The organism is Chimaeribacter coloradensis (assembly GCF_002858715.1).
Taxonomy (GTDB): domain Bacteria; phylum Pseudomonadota; class Gammaproteobacteria; order Enterobacterales; family Enterobacteriaceae; genus Chimaeribacter; species Chimaeribacter coloradensis.
Window position 1 is genome coordinate 178919 of sequence record NZ_PJZH01000002.1, and the last position, 21041, is coordinate 199959.

Genomic DNA, 21041 nt, shown 5'->3' on the forward strand with positions numbered 1-21041 from the left:
TAAAGGGAATCTGAGTTTTTAACCTTGCGGCTTTTTTCCAGTACAATCAGCAAAATGAGCAAACATTATTTTGCTCTATGGATTCACAACGGCGCTATTTTAACGCTAAATAGTTCTGTTCAAGAATTGATACCCGGAAAGCAAAGAGGACATTGTGAAAATACGCATCATGCTGGTACTGCTGACGACGCTGGCGCTGAGCGCCTGTAAATCCGGCCCGCTGCATAAGGATGGCCCGGATGATATTATCACCAGCCAGGTTGGGGAACTGACGTTGAAACACCGCCGCGCCGTTGAGGCGCCGGAGAGCCTGAAGCCCATTAACCAGCAATACACCAGTCTGTATGCGGCCAGCATCATGACCCGCCCGGACTACAGCGGCAACCTGGTGGGCCACCTCACCAATGCCAAACCCTTCTATGTGATCGGCCAGCCGAATAACCGCTGGCTCGCCATCAGTGAAGAAAAAGAGGGCAACCTGGTCGGCTATGTGCCGTACAATGCGGGCGTACCGAGCAGCCAGTACCTGCAGACGCTGCGCCAGGACCGGCCGCGCCGCGCCAAAGCCAAAAGCGACTGCGTGGCGGTGGGCGGTGACAGCAAAGCCTGCAAGGATGCCGCCTCTGAAACCTGGATCATCGACTGATCCGGCACAGGGGGCGGCCGGGTGCCGCCCCTGGTGCACCCGCCTTACCGGTTAAAAAACCACGTTATTTTGTGAATAAGTAAAAATTCTAATGAAAAGCAGTAAAATCTCTATTGGTAATTGTTTAAAATCGTTAGTGGTCCTACTGGCGATACATTTTGCCCCGGTTGCCGGGGCGTCAGGCAACGCAGCGACGCTCGCGATCCACCCTGCACAACCGGTTCAGGAAGCGCTGTTCCGTGATTGGCTGCTCAGCCGCTGCATTGCCCGCGCTGACAATATCGGCGCGCTCCCGGCGGATGCCCACCGGGCTGCCGCCCTCTATGCCGGAAAAAGCCGGCTGCCGGCAGAAGCCTTTACCGCCGGCGATGCCCTGATTGATCGCTTCCTTGACCGCCCGTTCCAGGGGCCGGTGGAGGGCAGCTATCACACCGTTGCCTGTATCGACCTTTATCAAAGTGGAGAGGCCCGCCGCCTGTTTGACCGCTTTGCCGCTCAGCTTGAAGACCAGTAACCCGTAACCGGCCGTTCGCCGCGGTGCCGCAGCACCCGCCCGGCCGGGACGCGCCGGGCCTGGGCGTCGGAAACCATTGCAGGAATACGTTATGCGATTCACGATTGTTAAGAGTAAACAGGGCCATTTTCCCCCGCAAAGCAGCTTCGATTTCCTGCCTCCCGGCGGGACCATCGGCCGCAGCGTGGACAATAACCTGGTGTTGCCGGATGAAGATCGGGCAATCTCACGCCTCCAGGCCATCGTGCATATTTCGGCAGACGGTGAGTGCCGGATAACCAACCGCGGCAACGTCACGCGCGTGGTGCTCAATGATATTCCGCTGGAACGCGGGCGGCAGGTGGAGTTGCAGGACGGTGACCTGCTCGGCATTGATGACTACCAGTTGCAGGTCACCGACCTGAGCCAGTCCGCGCCGCCGCCCTCCTACACCACCCCGCCGGAAGCGGCGCGGGTCACGGAGATGCCGCGCCCCGCAGAACCGGCCCGCCCGGCAGGCGTGCTTCGCCTGGCCGAGGTGCCGCGCACCGGGCACGTGGAGCCGGCCGCCGCGATCATCACCCCGGCGCCGCAGGCTCAGCCCCAGAGCGCCCCGCAGGCTTACGCCGCGGATCAGGCCGCCTTTGTGCAGCCTGCCGCCCCCTATGACGCCCAGGCCCAGCAGCGGGCCGAGCAGGCGCTGCTGATGCGCCAGCAGGCGATCCAGGATGCGCCGCTGCAACCGGCGGAACAGCCGCAGGCCGCCCCGGCCCCCGCCGCTGACCCGCAGCCCCTGCCGCTGACCCCGCCGGAGCCGCCGCGCCCGGCCGCCCGTTCCGGGCGTCTCGGCATCGACCCGGTGGGCTACACCGCGCCGCCGGTGCCGCGCCATAGTAACCTGCTGCACGGCAGCCCGCAGGCGCTGGACGGCAACATGCTGGACGCGCTGCTGGAGGGGATCGGCCTGAATGACCTCCAGCCGCCGCCGCGCTTTGATGAACACCAGCTGCGCGAAGTCGGCCGCCTGCTGAGCCTCTTCTCCCAGGGCACGGTGGCGCTGCTCTCGTCACGTTCGATCCTCAAGCGTGGGGTGAAAGCGGAGATGACCATGATCCTCGACGAGGCCAACAACCCGTTCAAGCTGCTGCCCTCCGGTAAAACGGTATTGATGCAGATGTTCGGCAGCAAGATGCCGGGCTTTATGCCGCCGGAGCAGGCGGTGCGTGACGCGCTGATCGATTTGCAGGCGCACCAGCTCGGGATGATCGCCGGCATCCGCGCCATCATCTCGGCGATGCTGCAATCCTTTAACCCCGACCGGCTGGAGGAAGAGGCGCGCCGTGAGGGCAACGCCCCGCGCTTCTCGCTCTCCTCCAACCGCAAGGCCGCGCTGTGGGACCACTTCGCCAAAACCTACCAGAAGACCGCCGGTGAAGTGGAGAACGATTTCCATACCCTGTTCGGTGAGGCGTTCCTGCGCGCCTATGATGCCGAAGTCAATCAGTACAAAGATTCGCAAATCAAACCGGACGAATAATGAATATTACCATTGCCACCACCTCCCACCAGGGCACCCGCGCCACCAACCAGGACCAGACCGGCGAGATCATCGGCCGCCGGTCAGCCTGTTTCGTGGTCTGCGACGGCATCGCCGGGCTGCCGGGGGGCGAGGTGGCGGCAAAAATTGCGCGTGACACCATCCTGGAAAACTTCGACGGCGAGCAGCACCTCGATGCCCAGAGCATCCGCCGCTATGTGACCGGGGCGAATGCGGCGATCCGCGCGCGTCAGCGGGAGGAGGCGGAACTGGCGAAAATGGGCACCACGATGGTGAGCCTGTTTATCGACCGCGACTACTCGCTGGCCTACTGGGCGCACGCCGGGGACAGCCGCCTCTACCTGTTCCGCCGCGGCTACCTGTTTGACGTCACCACCGATCACAGCCTGGTGCAGCAGATGAAAGATGCCGGGTTTTCCACCCAGGGCATCAACAGCAACCTGCTCTATTTTGCGCTGGGGCTGAATGAGGCGCGCGACGCCAGTTACAGCGACGTGCTGCAACTTGAGGACGGGGACGTCTTCCTGCTCTGCACCGACGGCTTCTGGCACAGCTTCAGCGAGGCGGAGCTGGAGCAGTCTTTGCATATGGTGAATTCGCCGGGCGAGTGGATCGCCCTGATGGAGCGGGCCTGGCTGAACCAGGAGGCCCCTGCTGAAAGCAACACCGTGAAGAACCGCGGTGTTGATAACCGCAGCGTTGATAACCGTAGTGTTGATAACCGTAGTATTGATAACTACAGCGTTGATAACTACAGCGCGATTGCCGTGTGGGTCGGCTCTCCCCAGGAGACCACCCTGATGCACTCCTTGCCGGATGCCGGGCGTTTTATGCCGTCTAAACTGGGCTGAGGCTGATGTCTACTTTTACGCACACAAGGTACGCTATGAAAATATGGATGTCCGGACTTCTTGCGTTGTTGGCGGTGCCTGCCGCACAGGCACAGAATTACCGCCTGGCCTACTCCCCCAGCCTGAAGCTTGAGATTTATATTGATGACGTCAAAAGCAGCCAGCCGGAAGACTGGTGCCGTGATACCCTGCCGCTGCGCATTGTGGCCGGCGGGGAGCATGACCCGGCGGTGCTCAGCACCTTCCTGCCGCGGGTCGGCAGCCTGATCGAGAAGCAGTGCGACACCACTACCCGGCTGCCGTTTACCCTCACGGACAAGCAGGGGGCGAAGCTGTTACAGGGCGAGGCGCTGAAAAGCACCCATTGGCAGCCGACCGTGCTGCCCGACGCCCCGCCGCCGGTGACCGCCGACGGCCCGGCCGTGCCGCTGGCCCCGGAGCAGGCGGGCAGCGGTAAGCCCACCACCTTCTCCCTGCCCAACGGCTGCCATTTCCGCACCTACTGGGACGCCGCGCGGGACGGCAGCGCGCTGTTTGTGCCGAGCGGCGACAGCGTGACCTGCACGCCGGACGGCTGGGTCACCGACCGCAGCGACGTGAGCGTGACGCCGTCCGCCAGCGCCGCCCCCACGGCCCTGACCTTCTACCGCGGCTTCCCGATCGCCAACCTCAACCCGACCAGCGCCGCGCTGGCGGTGGTGAGCGCGGATGAGCGCCAGATGCTGCTGAGTAACCGCGACAAAGCGCCGGACAGCTACCTGCTGCTGCCGTTTGACCGCACGCTCCACGCCTGGCGTTTCGACGGCCGGGTGATTTTACAGATCGGCAAGGGTGAGGCGGCCAGGGCCGCGGCCCTGAAACAGGCGATTGAACAGGCACAGGCGGCCTACCTGCCGCTGCTGCCCGCCGCCAGCACCGCCCTGACCTTCCTGCTGGTGGAAAAGGTCAGCCCTGAGACTGACCCGGCCGCCGCGGCTTACCGCACGGTCAATTAACAGAGAAGCCACTATGTCGGGAATTGAACAGCGTCATCCCACCTCCAACAGCCTGCCGGTGGGTTACCGTTTCCGGGAATTTGAGATCCTGGAGGTGATTGGCGAAGGGGGCTTCGGCATTGTGTACCGTGCCTACGATCACCAGCTTGAGCGCACCATCGCCATCAAGGAGTACATGCCGACCAAACTGGCGCAGCGCAATGAGGATTTGAGCGTCGGCGTGCGCAGTGACCGTTTCACCAAAACCTTCCAGGCCGGGCTGCACAGCTTCATCCAGGAGGCGCGGCTGCTGGCGCGCTTCTCCCACCCCGGCCTGCTGCATGTGCTGCGCTTCTGGGAGGAGAACGGCACCGCCTATATGGGCACCCAGTTTTACACCGGCAATACGCTGAAGAACCTGAAGCTGTCGCAGCCGGAACTGATTGACGAGGCGTGGATCCGCAACCTGCTGCCGCCGCTGTTCAGCGCGATCCATACCATCCATCAGGAGGGGTATCTGCACCGCGACATCTCCCTGGACAATATCCAGATTCAGGAGAGCCAGTTGCCGGTGCTGCTCGATTTCGGTTCCGCCCGCAAGGAGATCGGTAACCTGTCGGACGAGACCGAGATTATGCTGAAGCCGGGGTTCGCGCCGATTGAGCAGTATATGGAGAACAGCGACGGCGAACAGGGGCCGTGGACGGACATCTACGCGCTGGGCGCGGTGCTGCACACGCTGATTACCGGCACGCCGCCGCCGGTGAGCGTGGTGCGCAGTATTGAGGACAGTTACGTGCCGCTGGTGCAGCGCCGCCCTGCCGGGTATTCGCCGGCGCTGTTGCAGGTGGTGGATCATGCGCTGGCGCTGAAGCCGGAAGACCGGCCGCAGTCGATTGAGCAGCTGGCGGCGGAGTTGCAGTTGCCGGTGTCGGATGTGAGCGAGATTATCAGTTCGCCGATGGCCGCGCCTGGCGCGGTGCTGGTAGCGGCCAACCCGGCCGCCGCCGCGCCGGTAGCCGATAGCGTAACCGCCGGGCAGAAGCCTGTGAGCCGCCCGGTGCTGGCGCTGGCCGCCGTGGCCGTGGCGGCGGTGCTGGGCGTGGTGGTCTGGCTCTCCACCGGCCCCGGCGACCGGGAGAGCACGCACACTGTCGCCAATAATACGCCGGAGAGCGCCCCTGCCCCCGCCGTGGCCGACCCGGATGCCGGAGCCGCCGCAGACGCCGCTGCCCCGGTGCCGGGCGCGCCGGTGGCGCAGGTCTACTTCCGCCTCAGCCCCAACGAGCAGGTGCTGCTGGACGGCAAACCGCAGACGGTGAAAATCAGCACCAGCGGGTTTGCGATGCTGAGCCTGGCCGCCGGTGACTACCAGCTGGAGATCCGGGAAAACGGCCAGCGGCGCGGGATGCAGGCGCTGAAGATTGACCGGGCGGGGACATGGTTGGTGGCCCCAGCGGAGTAAGCGGTATTTCATACCAGGGGAGCCGGTATGGGCATACGGCTGGCGTCTTTCTGCGATTCCGCAGCCGGTATTATGGGTAGGGTGGCATGTTTCGGTTGTTCATGTGTCGTTGTCTACCCGACTCTCATTGCCTCAACCGAGCAGGGCCTGCCGGCGCGCCGGCCCTGCACCCGCGCGCATTCGGTGCCCCGGCAGAATTATTGCCCGCTCCGCGGGTTCCCTCCAGCGTCCTCCGGGCTGTTCGGGCCGGTACAGACACGCTCCCGGCGTGGCTGTACCTTTCGCGGGGGAGATTCGCCCCATCCCTGGGGCTCACCCCTTCGGGGCCAACGCTTCGCGTTGTTCAAATTGGCTCCCGGCCAATTTGTCCATGCCCGCTCACCCGGCCCTGCGTCCTCGTCGGCAATAATTTAATGCCCCCACCTCCTCTGCAAACCCGTGGGTATGTAAGGAAAGAGTAGATAAGGCCTTTGTAATGACTGTGTGGGCTTTATGCGTGCTGATGCATGGGGCTATAAGGTTGGGTGGACAGGCCTCGTCTTCTGAATTTTACCGCAGCTATTTCCAGACAGATTTTCGGCTTATAGGAACAGCGGGCGCTAAAACCTATTACTGCATAAAACCGCATAGTTGAGTAACCCCATCAAACGACTACAAACCCCTTACATACAACCCATTGCTGCATAAATCAGCAGAAGCCAGTAACCCCGCCAAATACCCAAAAATTCCCCATCTAAAACCCATTGCCGCATAAACCAGCAGAAGCGAGTAACCCCACCGAACGCCCAAAAATTCCCACCAACAACCCATTGCCGCATAAATCAGCAGAAGCGAGTAAACCCACCAAACGCCCACAAATTCCCCACCTACTTTTTCCTTACATACCCACAGGTTTGCAGAGGGGGTGGGGGCGTAAAAATCATTGCCGAGTGGAGACGCAGGGCCGGGCGAGCACACAGGGATGTGTGCGAGAGTCGCAGCCACGCTGGGAGCGTGTCTGCGGCGGCCCGAAAAGCCCGGAGGCGCAACGAGGGGACACGCGGGAGCGTGCAATGATTCAGCCGGATCACCCAAGGCGCGGGGATGCAAGGGGCGCGCGCCTACGCGCCCCTTGCGCGGTGGCGGCAGCGGGGCCGCAGAAAGCGTGCGGGCGTATGCCAACGCAACCACCTCGATCCCCCTTTAACCCTGCCTGACCGGCTGCCCGGCCACCCGCCTACCCAAGCAACCCAACCACGCCCACGGCAATAAAAAATGAAATAAAAAAAGGACGCCGGTTTCCCGGCACCCCCTCTTAAACCCCATTATCCCTGAAAGCGCGGCGGCCGCTTAAGCCGCTTCCTTCTTCCCAAACATCTTCTTACCCAGTAACACCACCCCAAGCACAATCGCCCCGGCGATCAACCCCACCACCAGGTCAATCGCGCCGGTGATCAGCGTGCTGACAAACCCGGTGCTGCCGTGGTTCAGCACGTCAATCAGGCTGTGCATGAAAGGGAAACCGTGGCTCAGGATGCTGCCGCCTACCAGGAACATCGCGATGGTGCCGACAATCGACAGCGTCTTCATCAGCAGCGGGGCGGCGCGCAGAATGCCGCTGCCCAGCCCGCGCAGCATACGGGTGAACAGGCCATTGCCTTCGCGCTTGCGCAGGTAAAAACCGACGTCGTCCATCCGCACAATCCCGGCCACCAGGCCGTAAACGCCCAGCGTCATCACCACCGCAATCAGCACCATCACCATCACCTGATCCACAAAGCGGACGTGGGCCACGGTGTTCAGCGAAATCACAATAATCTCAGCAGAGAGAATAAAGTCCGTGCGCACCGCACCTTTGACTTTTTTCTTCTCCAGGGCCAGCAACTCCTCCTGGGTTTTCGGCGCGTTGGCGCGCGGCGCGGCCTTGTGTTCGCCCTCTTTGCCATGGAGAAACTTCTCGGCGATTTTCTCAAAACCTTCGTAACAGAGGTAAGCACCGCCAACCATCAGCAGCGGGGTGATCGCCCACGGGATAAAGGCGCTGATCAGCAGCGCCAGCGGCACCAGAATCGCTTTGTTCAGCAGGGAGCCTTTCGCCACCGCCCACACCACCGGCAGCTCGCGGTCCGCTTTAACCCCGCTGACCTGCTGGGCATTCAGGGCGAGGTCGTCCCCCAGTACGCTGGCGGTTTTCCGGGCGGCGACCTTACTCATCGCGGCCACATCGTCCAAAATCGAGGCAATATCATCAATTAACGCCAACAGGCTGGTTCCCGCCATTGTCTTTTTCCTTTCGGTTCAGTTGTTCAATTTGCCGGATAGTAACAAAAACAGGGAGTAACAAGAAATTACCCGGCGCGTGTGTCGCTGACCCGCCCTGTGACCGGGCGTCCCCTTAAAGATAGGCGCTGGTGTCGCTTTTCGCCCGGTTAACCCCCCGGTAAAAACCGGTTATGGAAAAAAGCGGCGACCTTGCCTGCACTGACCAGGAATTTATATAAGAGCGCGGCCCGCCGCGTGGCCGCAACAAAATAATTGTCTTAGCCAAGAGAATAAAAGCAAATTAACTGAAGGTTTACGGTAAAAAGCACGCGTTGCTCATGCTCTCCTTATTTCCTCCACGATACTTGAACTTCTTTACACCCGTTGACCTCTTTTTTTCACCGGGTGAACCATAATTACTGCTCCTGAATAGATCGCCGTGGAAAAACCACAGCGGGAAATAAACGTGACGGGGAATTCCCCGCCCCGCGAAATAACACACCTGTGAAGTTATCATCTGCAAAAGTATGAGGAGAGTGTCATGAAACTGTTACCTGTGATTACCGCTGCGCTGTTGACGGCTGCCTCGTTCTCCGCCCTGTCGGCCACCGAAGTCAACCGCAGTGAGGCCTCCGGCCTGCAAAGCATGGGCACCGCCACCGTCAGCAACATCACCGGCTCGCCGGAAGATGCCGTCAGCGCCATGCAGCAAAAAGCGATGGAAGAAGGGGCCAGCCATTTCCGCATTATCGGCATCGATACCCCGAGTGATTCCAGCCAGCAACGCGTTAACGCCGAACTTTACCGCTGATTTTTCAATGCGGTGAGCCGCCATTCTGAATACCGGGGGTCGTAACGGGGAAATAATTAACTTATTTCCCTGCGTGCCGGGAATTAATTCACCCGCAGGTAAGCAGGTGAATTAAAATGGCGTAGATTATTTTTATAAAATAGCCATAAATAGCGTAATAAAAGGCCGTGATAACTTTCCGGGGCAGTATGCCCCGGGGTTACTCTGCGGGTTTCATCTGGATTATACCGCCACCTTACCGGCCTGCCGGATACCCTGTTCCGGCGGGGTTTGACTATTTTCTTCTTTTTCCTGGAAAATTCTGAAAAGCCTGCCCGCGCTCCCCGCCCCGGCGTGCCGTTTTGCCGCGCGTGTCACGCCCCCCGGGCGCGGCGCGATCAATCATTGCGTCTGCGTGGGTAACAGGTATGATTCCGCTTCTCTTAAGATAATGACAGCGTGCCGCCACGCCGGGTGTTGCCCCGGCCGGAGAGGCTTGCGGCAGGAAAGGACAGCAATGACACAACCTATTTTTATGGTCGGTGCCCGCGGCGCAGGCAAAACCACGGTCGGTAAGGCGCTGGCCCGTGCACTCGGCTACCAGTTCACGGATACGGATGTGTTTATGCAGCAGACCACCGGCCTGAGCGTGGCAGAGGTCGTCGCGCGCGAAGGCTGGGCCGGGTTCCGCCAGCGTGAGAGTGACGCGCTGAAAGCGGTGACCGCCCCGCGCACCGTGGTCGCGACCGGCGGCGGCGCGGTGCTGTCAGCAGAAAACCGCGCCTTTATGCGCGCGGCCGGGCAGGTGATCTACCTGCGTGCCCCGGCAGGCACGCTGGCGCACCGGCTGGAGGAGTACCCGCTGGACGCCCAGCGCCCGACCCTGACGGGCAAACCCATCGCCGAGGAGATGGTGGAAGTGCTGGCCGCGCGTGAGGCGCTCTACCAGGACGTTGCCCACCACGTGCTGGACGCCACCGCCAGCCCGGAGGAGATCGTCGCGGCCATCCAGCGCAGCCTGAACGCCGGCGCGCTGGAATAGGGCAGCACCGGGCCGTGTTCGGCCCGGTTTTCAGAGACTTCCGAGCCGTTGCTGCCACCTCCCGCCCTAATCTTGTCTATACTTACCTTTCGGTGCATAACGAAAGGAATTAACCATGCCTGGACATCCTCCCTATCCGCGCGAAGCGCGCATCGTCCCTGTTGAGAAGGGCGAACCCGGTAACACCGTGACCTGGTACGAGTTGCGGGCCGACCACCCGAAACCGGACACCCTGATCAGTGAGCATGAGACAGAATCGGAAGCCCTTGACTCCAAGCGGCGCTACGAAGACGAAAAGATTGACTAGTGGATTACCGTGATGCGAAAAAGCCGGCCCCGACGCCGGCTTTTTCATACCGTTTTTTTATGCCGGCCAGCCGCATGCCGGGGCGATTGCGTGCCGGATCGCGTTATGCGGCAATAATCTGCGCCGGGTGTGAATAATCAGTGACAGCGTGCCGCCACTGACTCTACTATGGCATTTCAATTTTCCAGCCGTGGAGCCAGACTATGTTGAATGTTAACGACTATTTTTCAGGGAAAGTGAAGTCCATCGGGTATGAGAGCGGCACCATCGGCAGCGCCAGCGTCGGGGTGATGGAAGTCGGCGAATACACCTTCGGCACCAAGCAGGCTGAAGAGATGACGGTGATCACCGGCGCACTGCGCGTGCTGATCCCCGGCTCGCCGGACTGGCAGGTCTTTATGCCGGGTGAAACCTTCTACGTGCCCGCCCACAGCGAATTCAACCTCCAGGTCTCTGACACCACCGCCTATCTGTGTAAATACCTGAGCAAATAACGCCGGTGAATGCAGAAAAAAAGCCGCCCCGATAAAGGGCGGCTTTTTTATGACGGACAGGGCAGGGGATCAGCGCTGGGCTTCCCCACCTAACGCCTCAATCACGTTGGCGATCAGCGCCGCGAGTTCGCTGGTCATCAGGATGAAGTCCGCATCAAAGCGGGCGGCCGGGTCGTCCCGGTCGATGTCATCATTCTGGTCACGCAGCGCATCGGCGAACTTCAGGCGCTTAAGGCTGCCGTCATCGGCCAGCAGCAGCTGCACGCGCTCCTGCCAGTCCAGCGCCAGTTTGGTGACCATTTTCCCCGCTTCGATATGCACGGCGATTTCGTCGGTCACCAGCTCCTGCTTCTTGCAGCGGATCACGCCGCCATCTTCCAGCAGCGCTTTCAGCTCCGCCTCTTCCATCAGCGTGAACCCGGCCGGCAGCTCGCCTGCACGCACCCACTCGGTCAGCGTCAGTTCGATCGGTTTTTCCAGGGTCAGCGGCACCACCGGCAGCGAGCCGAGGCTTTTGCGCAACAGCGCCAGGGTGTCTTCCGCTTTTTTGGCGCTGGCGCAATCGATCATGATCAGGCCGTTAACGGTGTCGATCCAGAGGAAAGTCTGGCTGAAACGGCTGAACGCGCGCGGCAGCAGGGTGTGCAGCACCTCATCCTTCAGCGAGTCTTTTTCGGTCTTCTTCAGCTTGCGGTGCTGTTCCGCTTCCAGCTTGCTGATTTTGGCTTCCAACGCCTGCTTCACCACCGGCGACGGCAGGATCTTCTCCTCTTTGCGGGCGCAGATCAGGATCTGGCCGTTGGCGCTGTGCGTCAGATCCTCACTGTGGCCGCCCATCGGCGAGACCCAGCCGGTTTTCGCCATATCCTGGCTGCCGCACGGGGTAAAGGTGAAGGCACTGAGCTGTTTTTCCATCTCGTCCGCAGAGAGGGTCACCTCACGGCTCAAACGGTAAACCATCAAATTCTTAAACCACAACATCGTCTTATCCCTGTCCGGGCGCGCAACGGGCGCGCGGTTAATCACAAGCAGGGCGGCATGATACCCAATTGGCGGGCCTCAGTCCTTAAGAAAAATCCCGCGCCGCGGCGGCCGGTGAACGCAGGATCAGCGCGGCGGCTGCCGGGCCTGCCGCAGCGCCGCGGCCAGCTGGCGCTGGGTATAGGGTTTGCGCAACAGCGTGACACCGGGCAGCGGGTCATGGCCCGCCTGCCGCTGATCCTGCCCGCTCACCAGCAGAGTGGCGAGCGCCGGGTTGAGCGCCCGGGCGCGGCGCACCACCTCTGCGCCGCTCTCGCCGGGCAGCATCAGGTCGCTGATAAACAGCGTGATGTCCGGCGTTTGCGCCAGCAGCGCCAGCGCCTGTTCGCCGCGGCTGCACGCCAGCGTCAGGTAGCCGAGCTGGTGGAGTTGCTCGCACAGCGTCTGGCGCACGTCCTCTTCATCTTCCAGCACCAGCACCAGCTGATCATCCGGCGCGCCGCTCTCCTCGTCGGGAACCGGCGCGGGCGGGGCCACCGCCTCGGGCGCGCGCGGCAGTTGCAGCCGCACCCGCGTGCCGTGGCCGACGCGGCTCTCAATCTGCACCCGGCCGCCGGACTGGCGGATAAAGCCATACACCATCGACAGCCCCAGCCCGCTGCCCTGGCCGACTCCTTTGGTGGTGAAGAACGGCTCGAACACCTGCGCCCGCACCTCGTCTGACATGCCGCAGCCGCTGTCTTCCACCTCCAGCGCCACCATCGCCTGCACCCGCCCGCCGGTGCGCGCCACCTGCTGGTTAACCAGCCGGATCAGGATCCCGCCGCTGCGCCCGTTCATGGCGTCACGCGCGTTCATCACCAGGTTCAGCAGCGCGTTCTCCAGCTGGTTGGCGTCGATCCAGACCGGCCACAGGCCGGGGGCGGTTTCAATGTTCAGCGTCAGCCCGGCGGGCAGGGCGTGCTGCAAAAGTTCGCGCAGGTTGCCGACCAGTTGCGCCAGATCCACCGCCTGCGGTTGCAGGGACTGCTTGCGTGAGAAGGCCAGCAGCCGCTGGGTGAGCTGCGCGCCGCGCTCTGCCGCCTTGAGCGATCGGCTGATGCGCGCCGCAGTTTGCGCATCCAGCGGCTGTTGTTGCGCCAGATCCAGGCTGCCGATGATCACCGCCAGCAGGTTGTTGAAGTCGTGCGCCAGCCCGCCGGTGAGCTGGCCCACCGCTTTCATCTTCTGGCTGTGGAGCAGCGCCTGCTCCAGCGCCTTGCGCTCGGTGCGCTCCAGCACCACGTTGACCATGCCGCGGTCCGGCAGCGGGCTGAAACGCAGCTCAATCACCCGGCCATCGTTCAGCTGCACCTCCTGCGGGGCCGGCAACCGGCGCGTCAGGTGCGCGAGCGCCTCTTCCCGGATCTGGTCAGGCGGCAAACTGACGCGTTGCAGCAGCGTATGGTAGTGCTGGCCGCGGTGCAGCGAGTGCTCGTCCAGCCCCAGCAGCAGCGGGTATTGCGGGTTCCACACCACCAGGTGGCCGCTGTTGTCAAACAGCGCGAAGCCGTCGCGCATCGCCAGAAAGGTGGTTTCGAGCTGGGTGCTTTTCTCTTTTAACAGCCGCGAGGCGTGCTCCAGCGAGGCGGTATTGCGCGCGAAAACGTTGAACGCCCGCGCCAGATCGCCCAGCTCATCCCGCCGTTGCAGCGCCGGGACGCTGACATCCCGCTCGCCCCGCGCCAGCCGCGTCATCGCCCCGGCAATCGCCGTAAGGTGGGAGCCGAGGTTGCGGTAGATGTACAACCCGGCGAAGCCGGTGATCACCAGCGCCAGCAGCGCAAACACACTGATAAAGCCGATGGCGGAGCTGAGCTCCCGGTGGGTCTGGCGGCTGCGCTGCGCGGAGGCATCCGCCACCTTCTGCACATAGTGGTTGATGTCCTGGTTGAGCATCTCCACCAGCGCCTTGATCTGGTAGGTGTGGTAGGCGATGGCGAGATCGCTCTGCGCCAGCGCCCCGGCCAGCGGGGTGAGGCGCGCGGTGGTCTCACGGAACTGCGCCATTTTTTGCGCCTGTAATGCGTCATCCGGGGCGCTGGGCCAGTTCACCATCACCCGGTCGATCTGCTCGGTGACCGCCTGCGGCGCCGGGATCTGGATGGCGAGGGTCAGCAGCCGGTTCAGCTCAATCGCCAGATCGGCAGGCAGCGGCGAGGGCGGCTGCCGGACGGCGATCGCCAGAATATGGTGCAGCGTGGACTGATCCTGATAGAGCGCGCTGAGCAGCTGGTTGCGCTGCATATGCCGCTGGTGGCCGAGCAGCAGCAGCCGGCTGACGCTCTGTTGCAGCCGGGTGCTGCGTTCAGTGAGGCGCGCCACCAGCGCCGGTTCACGCTGCGCCAGCGGGGCGGCGGCCAGCCCGCGCAGGGAGTGCTGCAAGGCGAGCTGTGTCTGCTTCAGCCGCGCCGACTCGCTCTGGTACTCCAGCGCGCCCACCACCTGCGACAGCCGCACCGCGGCGGTAGCGACGTTCGCCGTGTCCCGCGCCAGCGCCAGGCTGCCGCTCATCTCGGTGAGTGTCTGTGCCTGCGCCTGCTCCTGGCGCTGCCCGGCCCGGTGGAAGCCGACAATCGCCACGGCGCTGACGGCGAGCGTTACCGCCATCACCAGCAGGTTAAACATCAGCAGACGCCCGCGGGCGCCCGCCAGCAGACGCGGGGAGGAACCAGCCATAATGCTCCTGGGTCAGCAGGGAAAGGGAGGCCACCATCATAAACGGCCTGGGCATTCACACTATGACAAAGATGAACGGCGGCTGACATGCGGCGTTTATCTGGCCGTGGTCAACTGCGCCTATCCCGACCTGACAGGAGAGGCCGATGGCCGTTACCCCGATTCTGGAAATGCAACATATCTCGCGGCGCTTCGGGCAGTTCTATGCGCTGAAGGATGTCAGCCTGACGGTCTACCCCGGTGAAGTCCATGCGCTGATGGGCGAAAACGGCGCGGGCAAAAGTACCCTGATGAAAATCCTCGCCGGGGCCTACACCGCCAGCAGCGGCGAGATCCTGATCGACGGCAGGCCGCACCCGATCCGCGGGCCGAAAGATGCGCTGGCGGCGGGCATTACCCTTATCTATCAGGAGATTAACCTGGCACCTAACCTGACGGTGGCGGAGAACATCTTCCTCGGCAGCGAGCTGCACCGCGGCGGGCTGGTGCGGCGCGGGCAGATGGCCGAAGAGGCGCAGCGGGTTATTGACCGGCTCGGCGCACGCTTCCGCGCCACCGACCGGGTAATGACGCTCAGCATCGCCGAGCAGCAGCAGGTGGAGATCGCCCGCGCGCTGCACCGCAACAGCCGCATCCTGGTAATGGACGAACCCACCGCCGCGCTCTCCAGCCGTGAGACCGACCACCTGTTTGGCCTGATTAAACGGCTGCGCGGCGAGGGGATGGCGATCATCTACATCAGCCACCGCATGGCCGAAATTTATGCGCTCTCTGACCGGGTCAGCGTGCTGCGTGACGGCCAGTACGTCGGCAGCCTGACGCGCGACAACCTCAACGCCACCGAACTGGTGCGGATGATGGTGGGCCGCCCGCTCAGCGACCTGTTCAACAAAGAGGCGCTGGAGAGCAAGGTGGGCGCGGTGCGGCTGGCGGTGGAGGCGCTCACCGACGGCGAAAAAGTCCACCCTTGTACGCTGAACGTGCGCGCCGGGGAGATCGTCGGGCTGGCCGGGCTGGTGGGGGCGGGGCGCTCTGAGCTGGCCTCGCTGATTTTCGGCGTTCACCCGGCCACCGGCGGGCAGATCCTGATTGACGGCAAGCCGGTGACTATCCGCTCCCCGCGCGAGGCGATCGCCCTCGGCATCGGCTTTCTGACGGAAAACCGCAAAGAGCAGGGGCTGTTCCTGGAGCTGGCGGCCCATGAAAACATCGTGATGGCGACCCTGGGGCGTGACGCCCACTACGGCATGATTAACCGCGGCAAAGGGCGCGAAATCGCCGGGGAGGCGATCAAAACCCTGAATATCCGCGTGCCCCATGCGCAGGTGCGCGCCGGGGGGCTGTCGGGCGGCAACCAGCAGAAATTGCTGATTTCGCGCTGGGTGGCGATCGGCCCGCGCATCCTGCTGCTCGACGAGCCGACGCGCGGCGTGGATGTCGGTGCCAAGAGCGAGATCTACCGCATGATGAACCAGATGGCCCAACAGGGCGTGGCGATTCTGATGATCTCCAGCGAACTGCCGGAAATCGTCGGCATGAGCGACCGGGTCTACGTGATGCGCGAAGGCGCGCTGGCCGGCGAGCTGGCGGGCAGCGACATCTCGCAGGAGAACATTATGACGCTGGCCACCGGCGTTGCCCTTCCCCAGGAAACTTCCTCCTAAGGACGCAGAACCATGAGCAAAACAGAGACCGCCACCGGCAAAACCCCGGCGCTGAAACGGGCGCTGCTGGGTGACCTGATGCAAACCGTCGGCATTTTGCCGATATTGATTCTGATTGTGGCGGTATTTGGCTTTATCGCCCCGAACTTCTTCACGGATGCCAACCTGCTGAACATTACCCGGCAGGCGTCGATCAACATCGTGCTGGCGGCGGGCATGACCTTTATCATCCTCACCGGCGGCATCGACCTCTCGGTCGGGTCGATGCTCGGGGCCACGGCGGTGGTGGCGATGGTCACCTCGCTGAACCCGGCGCTGGCTGCCTTTGCGGTGCCGCTGGCGCTGCTGGCCGGGCTGCTGATGGGGCTGTTCAACGGCGCGCTGGTGGCCTGGGCCGGGCTGCCGCCGTTTATCGTCACCCTCGGCACCTACACCGCGCTGCGCGGCGCAGCCTACCTGTTCGCCGACGGCACCACGGTGATCAACTCCGACATCAGTTTCGAATGGATCGGCAACGGCTACCTCGGGCCGGTGCCGTGGCTGATCATCATCGCCTTTGCGGTGATCGCCGTCTGCTGGTTCATCCTGCGGCGCACCACCCTCGGCGTACACATCTACGCGGTGGGCGGCAATATGCAGGCGGCGCGGCTCACCGGCATCAAAGTCGGCGTGGTGCTGCTGTTCGTCTATGCGATGAGCGGGCTGCTCTCCGGGCTGGGCGGGCTGATGAGCGCCTCGCGCCTCTACAGCGCCAACGGCAACCTCGGCGTCGGCTATGAACTGGATGCGATTGCCGCGGTGATCCTCGGCGGCACCAGCTTTGTCGGCGGCATCGGCACCATCACCGGCACGCTGGTGGGGGCGCTGATCATCGCCACGCTCAACAACGGCATGACGCTGATGGGCGTCTCCTACTTCTGGCAACTGGTGATCAAGGGCGCGGTGATCATTATCGCGGTGCTGATCGACAAATACCGCACGCGCCACCACCAGACGGCCTGACGTTTACCCTGTACCCGATAACATTGATCCGAGAACAACAAGGAAAACCCGATGAAAAACCGCTTCAACGCTGTGATGGGCGCGCTGCTGACCGCAGGCGTGCTGCTCTCTGCGCCGCTGGCGCAGGCAAAAGAACTGAAATCGATTGGGGTGACGGTCGGCGATCTCGCCAACCCGTTCTTTGTGCAGATCACCAAAGGCGCGGAGAAAAAGGCGCGCGAGCTGGCGGGGGACGGTGTTAACGTCACGCTGGTCTCAAGCGGGTACGATCTCGGCCAGCAGGTCGGCCAGATTGATAACTTTATCGCCGCGAAAGTAGACATGATCATCCTGAACGCCGCCGACTCCAAAGGCATCGGCCCGGCGGTGAAACGCGCCAAAGAGGCCGGGATCGTGGTGGTGGCAGTGGACGTCGCCGCCGAAGGGGCGGATGCCACCATCACCTCCGACAACACCCAGGCGGGGCAGATCGCCTGTAAATACATCGCAGACCGCCTGAAAGAGAAGGGCAATGTGGTGATCATCAACGGGCCGCCGGTTTCAGCAGTGCAGAACCGCGTGGAGGGCTGCATGACCGAGCTGAAACAGCACCCTGAAATCAAGCTGCTCTCCTATAACCAGAACGCCAAAGGCAGCCGCGAAGGCGGGCTGGAGGTCATGACCTCGCTGCTGTCCGCCAACCCGCACATTGACGGCGTGTTCGCCATCAACGATCCCACGGCGATCGGGGCCGATCTGGCGGCGAAACAGGCGCAACGCAGCGAATTCTTCATCGTGGGCGTGGATGGATCGCCGGACGGCGAAGAGGCGCTGAAACGCAAAAATTCCCTGTTTGTCGCGACCCCGGCGCAAGACCCGCAGGTCATGGCGTCGAAAGCGGTGGAGATCGGCTATGACATTCTCCAGGGCAAACCCGCGCCCACCGCGCCGGTGCTGATCCCGGTGACCCTGATCGACCGTAACAGCGTCAGCAACTACAAAGGCTGGACAGTGCGCTAAGCAAAGGCCGGTACGCAGGTACCGGCCCTGTTTACCCGCAGGAGGGAATGATGATGCCTGATCCAAACGCCGCACACCGCATGGCCCGCTCGCAGGTCAACCAGATCCTTCAGGAGACCCGGCAGTTTTTCGCCCGGCAGGATCTGCACCTGCCGCCATTTGCTCACTTCAGCCCCGAGGCCTGGGCGCAACAGCCGCAGGAGGCGTGGCAGGAGGTGTTTGACCTGGCCCTCGGCTGGGATGTGACCTGTTTCGGCTCCACCGATTTCTACCAGCGCGGCCTGACGCTGTTCACCCTGCGCAACGGCTCCCCGTCGGGGCAGCCCTACGCCAAAAATTACGCGGAAAAGGTGATGCACTGCCGCGAAGGGCAGGTGACGCCGATGCATTTCCACTGGCGCAAGCGCGAGGACATCATCAACCGCAGCGGCGGCAACCTGATTATCGAGCTGTATAACGCGGAAGACCCCACGGGCGCGACGCTTGAGTCGCCGCCGGGGCTGGCCAATACGCCGGTGGAGGTGGTCACCGACGGCTACCGCCAGACGCTGCCGCCCGGCAGCCGTATCCGGCTGGCACCCGGTGAGAGCGTGACGCTGCCGCCCGGCATGTACCACAGCTTCTGGGGCGAAGAGGGTTACGGTGATGTGCTGGTGGGCGAGGTGTCGATGACCAACGACGACCAGCACGATAACTGCTTCCTGACGCCGCTGGCCCGTTTCACCCCGCTGGAGGAGGATGAGCCGCCGCGCTGGCTGCTCTGCACCGAGTACCGGCGCAGTGCCGGTGCGGCCTGAGCGTCAGGCGATATGGCGCGGTGCCACCGCCGTCGCCGGGCGCTGCACATCGGCGGCGAACACATAGCCCAGCCCGCGGATCGTGCGGATCAGCATCGGCTGGTGAGGATTCACCTCGATCTTGCGGCGCAGACGCATGATCAACACATCGACGGTGCGATCGAACACATCCAGCGTTTCGCTGTGGGTCAGCTCCAGCAGCTGATCGCGCGTCAGCACCTGGCGGGCATGTTTTACCATCGCCAGCAGCAGCGCATATTCGCCCTGCGTCAGGAATACTTCCTCGCGCTGCGGGTTGTGCAGGGTGCAGCGCTGCTCGTCGAGCCGCCAGCCGTTGAACCCCCAGCCGCAGGCGGGCGCGGCGGGGGCTGCCACGGTCAGCGCGCCGCTGCGGCGCAACACCGCCTTGGCGCGCGCCACCACCACCCGGGTATTGAACGGCTTGGCGATGTAGTCATCCGCGCCCATCTCCAGCCCCACCACAATATCGGACTCCGCGCCGAGGCCGGTCAGCATCATCACCGGCAGGTCGGGCCGCAGGCGGCGCAGCTGTTGCAACACCAGCAGGCCGTTGATGTCAGGCAGGATCAGATCCAGCAGCACCAGCGCGATGTCCTCCTGTTGCGCCACCTGGAGCAGCGCCTCCTCGCCCCGGTGGCAACGGCGCACGGTAAACACATGTTCACTCAGCACATCATGCAGCAGGTCGCAGATGGCCGGGTCATCATCCACGACCAGAATGGCGGGTTTCATGGTAAGGCTCCTTGCGGGGTGCCGACGCAGACAACGTTACGGGGCCGGTTGAGCAGGCACCGCAAACCGCGCAGGGGTGTTAAAGAAAGGTTAAAACCAGTGTAACCGATGCGTCTGTGCCGTTAACCGCCGGGCACCGGAACTGTGAGCAAACTCTCCCCGGCGGGGCGTTTTTTCTTACAAGGTATACCGGTTAACACCCGCGCCGCCGGGCGGGGCGGGCAGAAGAATCAGACTGGTCGGGGTTGCCGGTGTGCTACCGCGGCAGCGACTATAGTTCCTCACTATCATGACGACAGACAGCGCCGGAGAGAAGATCGTGCGAATTGGGATTGATTTGGGCGGTACCAAAATAGAGGCCGTGGCACTGGCCGATGATGGGCGTGAATATTTCCGTAAACGGATCGACACGCCGCGCCATGACTACGACAAAACGCTGGAAGCGATTGTCGGGCTGGTGACGGAGGCGGAAAAAGCCACCGGCGAACGGGGCAGCGTGGGGATCGGCATTCCCGGCACCCTGTCGCCCTATACCGGGCTGGTGAAAAATGCCAACTCGGTGTGGCTCAACGGCCAGCCGTTTGACAGCGATCTGTCACGGATACTGCAACGGCAGGTGCGGGTCGCCAATGATGCCAACTGCCTGGCGGTGTCGGAAGCCACTGACGGTGCCGGGGCGGGCAAGCATACGGTGTTTGCGGTGATTATCGGCACCGGCTGCGGCGCGGGCATTGCCATCAACAGCGAAGTGCACGCCGGCGGCAACGGCATCGGCGGTGAGTGGGGGCATAACCCGCTGCCGTGGCAGGATGATGATGAGCTGCGTTATGCGCGTGAAGTGGCCTGTTACTGCGGCAAACCGGGCTGCATTGAGACCTTTATCTCCGGCACCGGCTTCGCGCAGGACTACCAGCGGCTGAGCGGCCAGGCGCTGAAAGGCGCGCAGATCATCGCGCTGGCCGGCGAGGGCGACCCGGTGGCGGAGCTGGCGCTCAGCCGTTATGAGCTGCGGCTGGCAAAATCCCTGGCGCACGTGGTCAACCTGCTCGACCCGGATGTGATTGTGCTGGGCGGCGGCATGAGCAACGTCGATCGCCTCTACCAGACCGTGCCGTTGCTGCTGAAGCAGTGGGTGTTCGGCGGTGAATGCGAAACCCCGGTGCTGAAGGCAAAACATGGCGATGCCAGCGGCGTGCGCGGTGCCGCCTGGCTCTGGCCGCAGGGGCAGCGCAGCTAAGGTGACGCGCAGAACGCCACAGCCTGAAC

Annotated in this window: 19 protein-coding genes; 15 read left to right on the forward strand and 4 right to left on the reverse strand. The window is 62.9% G+C overall.

The window, feature by feature from the left end; all coding sequences use genetic code 11:
- Window positions 1–154 precede the first annotated feature (154 nt).
- The 6 genes from CYR32_RS03125 (at window position 155) to CYR32_RS03150 (ending at window position 5987) form a co-directional block, all read left to right on the forward strand.
- Complete coding sequence (locus tag CYR32_RS03125; protein WP_101822497.1) at window positions 155–646, forward strand: hypothetical protein; 492 nt, start codon at window positions 155–157, stop codon at window positions 644–646.
- A 136-nt stretch (window positions 647–782) separates the two neighbouring features.
- A complete protein-coding gene (locus tag CYR32_RS03130; protein ID WP_165698170.1) occupies window positions 783–1160 on the forward strand; it encodes a T6SS amidase immunity protein Tai4 family protein in 378 nt (125 codons plus the stop codon).
- A 91-nt stretch (window positions 1161–1251) separates the two neighbouring features.
- A complete protein-coding gene (gene tagH / locus CYR32_RS03135) occupies window positions 1252–2676 on the forward strand; it encodes a type VI secretion system-associated FHA domain protein TagH (protein ID WP_101822501.1) in 1425 nt (474 codons plus the stop codon).
- Entirely contained in the window at window positions 2676–3548 is an 873-nt protein-coding gene (locus CYR32_RS03140; RefSeq protein ID WP_101822503.1) for a PP2C family protein-serine/threonine phosphatase, read from the forward strand. Before tagH ends, CYR32_RS03140 begins: the two co-directional genes overlap by 1 nt.
- 47 nt (window positions 3549–3595) lie before the next feature.
- Complete coding sequence (locus CYR32_RS03145; RefSeq protein ID WP_241523741.1) at window positions 3596–4543, forward strand: type VI secretion system-associated protein; 948 nt, start codon at window positions 3596–3598, stop codon at window positions 4541–4543.
- Window positions 4544–4556: 13 nt separating this feature from the next.
- A complete protein-coding gene (locus CYR32_RS03150) occupies window positions 4557–5987 on the forward strand; it encodes a serine/threonine protein kinase (RefSeq protein ID WP_101822507.1) in 1431 nt (476 codons plus the stop codon).
- Window positions 5988–7316: 1329 nt separating this feature from the next.
- Here CYR32_RS03150 and CYR32_RS03155 read toward each other — a convergent pair.
- Window positions 7317–8246 carry a DUF808 domain-containing protein gene (locus CYR32_RS03155; protein ID WP_101822508.1) on the reverse strand — a complete coding sequence of 310 codons (930 nt, stop codon included), beginning with the start codon at window positions 8244–8246 and terminating at the stop codon, window positions 7317–7319.
- 523 nt (window positions 8247–8769) lie between these two features.
- Between CYR32_RS03155 and CYR32_RS03160 the strand changes: the two genes are divergently transcribed.
- From CYR32_RS03160 to ppnP, 4 genes are all read left to right on the forward strand, one after another.
- A complete protein-coding gene (locus CYR32_RS03160; RefSeq protein WP_101822510.1) occupies window positions 8770–9039 on the forward strand; it encodes a YdgH/BhsA/McbA family protein in 270 nt (89 codons plus the stop codon).
- Between the two features lie 496 nt (window positions 9040–9535).
- On the forward strand, window positions 9536–10060 hold the full coding sequence (gene aroL / locus CYR32_RS03165; RefSeq protein ID WP_101822512.1) for a shikimate kinase AroL: 525 nt from the start codon (window positions 9536–9538) through the stop codon (window positions 10058–10060).
- Window positions 10061–10175: 115 nt separating this feature from the next.
- A complete protein-coding gene (locus CYR32_RS03170) occupies window positions 10176–10367 on the forward strand; it encodes a YaiA family protein (RefSeq protein WP_072926604.1) in 192 nt (63 codons plus the stop codon).
- A 203-nt stretch (window positions 10368–10570) separates the two neighbouring features.
- Complete coding sequence (gene ppnP / locus CYR32_RS03175) at window positions 10571–10861, forward strand: pyrimidine/purine nucleoside phosphorylase (protein WP_101822514.1); 291 nt, start codon at window positions 10571–10573, stop codon at window positions 10859–10861.
- A 69-nt stretch (window positions 10862–10930) separates the two neighbouring features.
- Here ppnP and rdgC read toward each other — a convergent pair whose 3' ends face one another.
- Both rdgC and CYR32_RS03185 read right to left on the reverse strand, forming a co-directional pair.
- Window positions 10931–11842 carry a recombination-associated protein RdgC gene (gene rdgC, locus CYR32_RS03180; protein WP_101822516.1) on the reverse strand — a complete coding sequence of 304 codons (912 nt, stop codon included), beginning with the start codon at window positions 11840–11842 and terminating at the stop codon, window positions 10931–10933.
- A gap of 126 nt (window positions 11843–11968) precedes the next feature.
- Window positions 11969–14560 (reverse strand): ATP-binding protein, encoded by a 2592-nt coding sequence (locus CYR32_RS03185; RefSeq protein ID WP_101822518.1) that lies wholly within the window; start codon window positions 14558–14560, stop codon window positions 11969–11971.
- A 146-nt stretch (window positions 14561–14706) separates the two neighbouring features.
- Here CYR32_RS03185 and CYR32_RS03190 point away from each other — a divergent pair, with 146 nt between their 5' ends.
- The 4 genes from CYR32_RS03190 to CYR32_RS03205 all read left to right on the forward strand — a co-directional run bounded on the left by CYR32_RS03190 (window position 14707) and on the right by CYR32_RS03205 (window position 19022).
- The gene (locus CYR32_RS03190; protein WP_101822519.1) at window positions 14707–16224 is read left to right on the forward strand and encodes a sugar ABC transporter ATP-binding protein; all 1518 of its coding nucleotides are present in this window, start codon (window positions 14707–14709) and stop codon (window positions 16222–16224) included.
- A 12-nt stretch (window positions 16225–16236) separates the two neighbouring features.
- A complete protein-coding gene (locus CYR32_RS03195; RefSeq protein WP_101822521.1) occupies window positions 16237–17226 on the forward strand; it encodes an ABC transporter permease subunit in 990 nt (329 codons plus the stop codon).
- Between the two features lie 75 nt (window positions 17227–17301).
- Entirely contained in the window at window positions 17302–18225 is a 924-nt protein-coding gene (locus CYR32_RS03200) for an ABC transporter substrate-binding protein (protein WP_101822969.1), read from the forward strand.
- 80 nt (window positions 18226–18305) lie between these two features.
- Window positions 18306–19022 carry a D-lyxose/D-mannose isomerase gene (locus CYR32_RS03205; RefSeq protein ID WP_101822971.1) on the forward strand — a complete coding sequence of 239 codons (717 nt, stop codon included), beginning with the start codon at window positions 18306–18308 and terminating at the stop codon, window positions 19020–19022.
- Between the two features lie 3 nt (window positions 19023–19025).
- Here the strand turns inward: CYR32_RS03205 and CYR32_RS03210 are convergent, their stop codons facing one another.
- Window positions 19026–19775 carry a response regulator gene (locus CYR32_RS03210; protein ID WP_101822523.1) on the reverse strand — a complete coding sequence of 250 codons (750 nt, stop codon included), beginning with the start codon at window positions 19773–19775 and terminating at the stop codon, window positions 19026–19028.
- Between the two features lie 319 nt (window positions 19776–20094).
- Between CYR32_RS03210 and mak the strand changes: the two genes are divergently transcribed.
- Window positions 20095–21012, forward strand: coding sequence for a fructokinase (gene mak / locus CYR32_RS03215; RefSeq protein ID WP_101822525.1), 918 nt, complete (start codon window positions 20095–20097; stop codon window positions 21010–21012).
- Window positions 21013–21041: the final 29 nt, after the last annotated feature.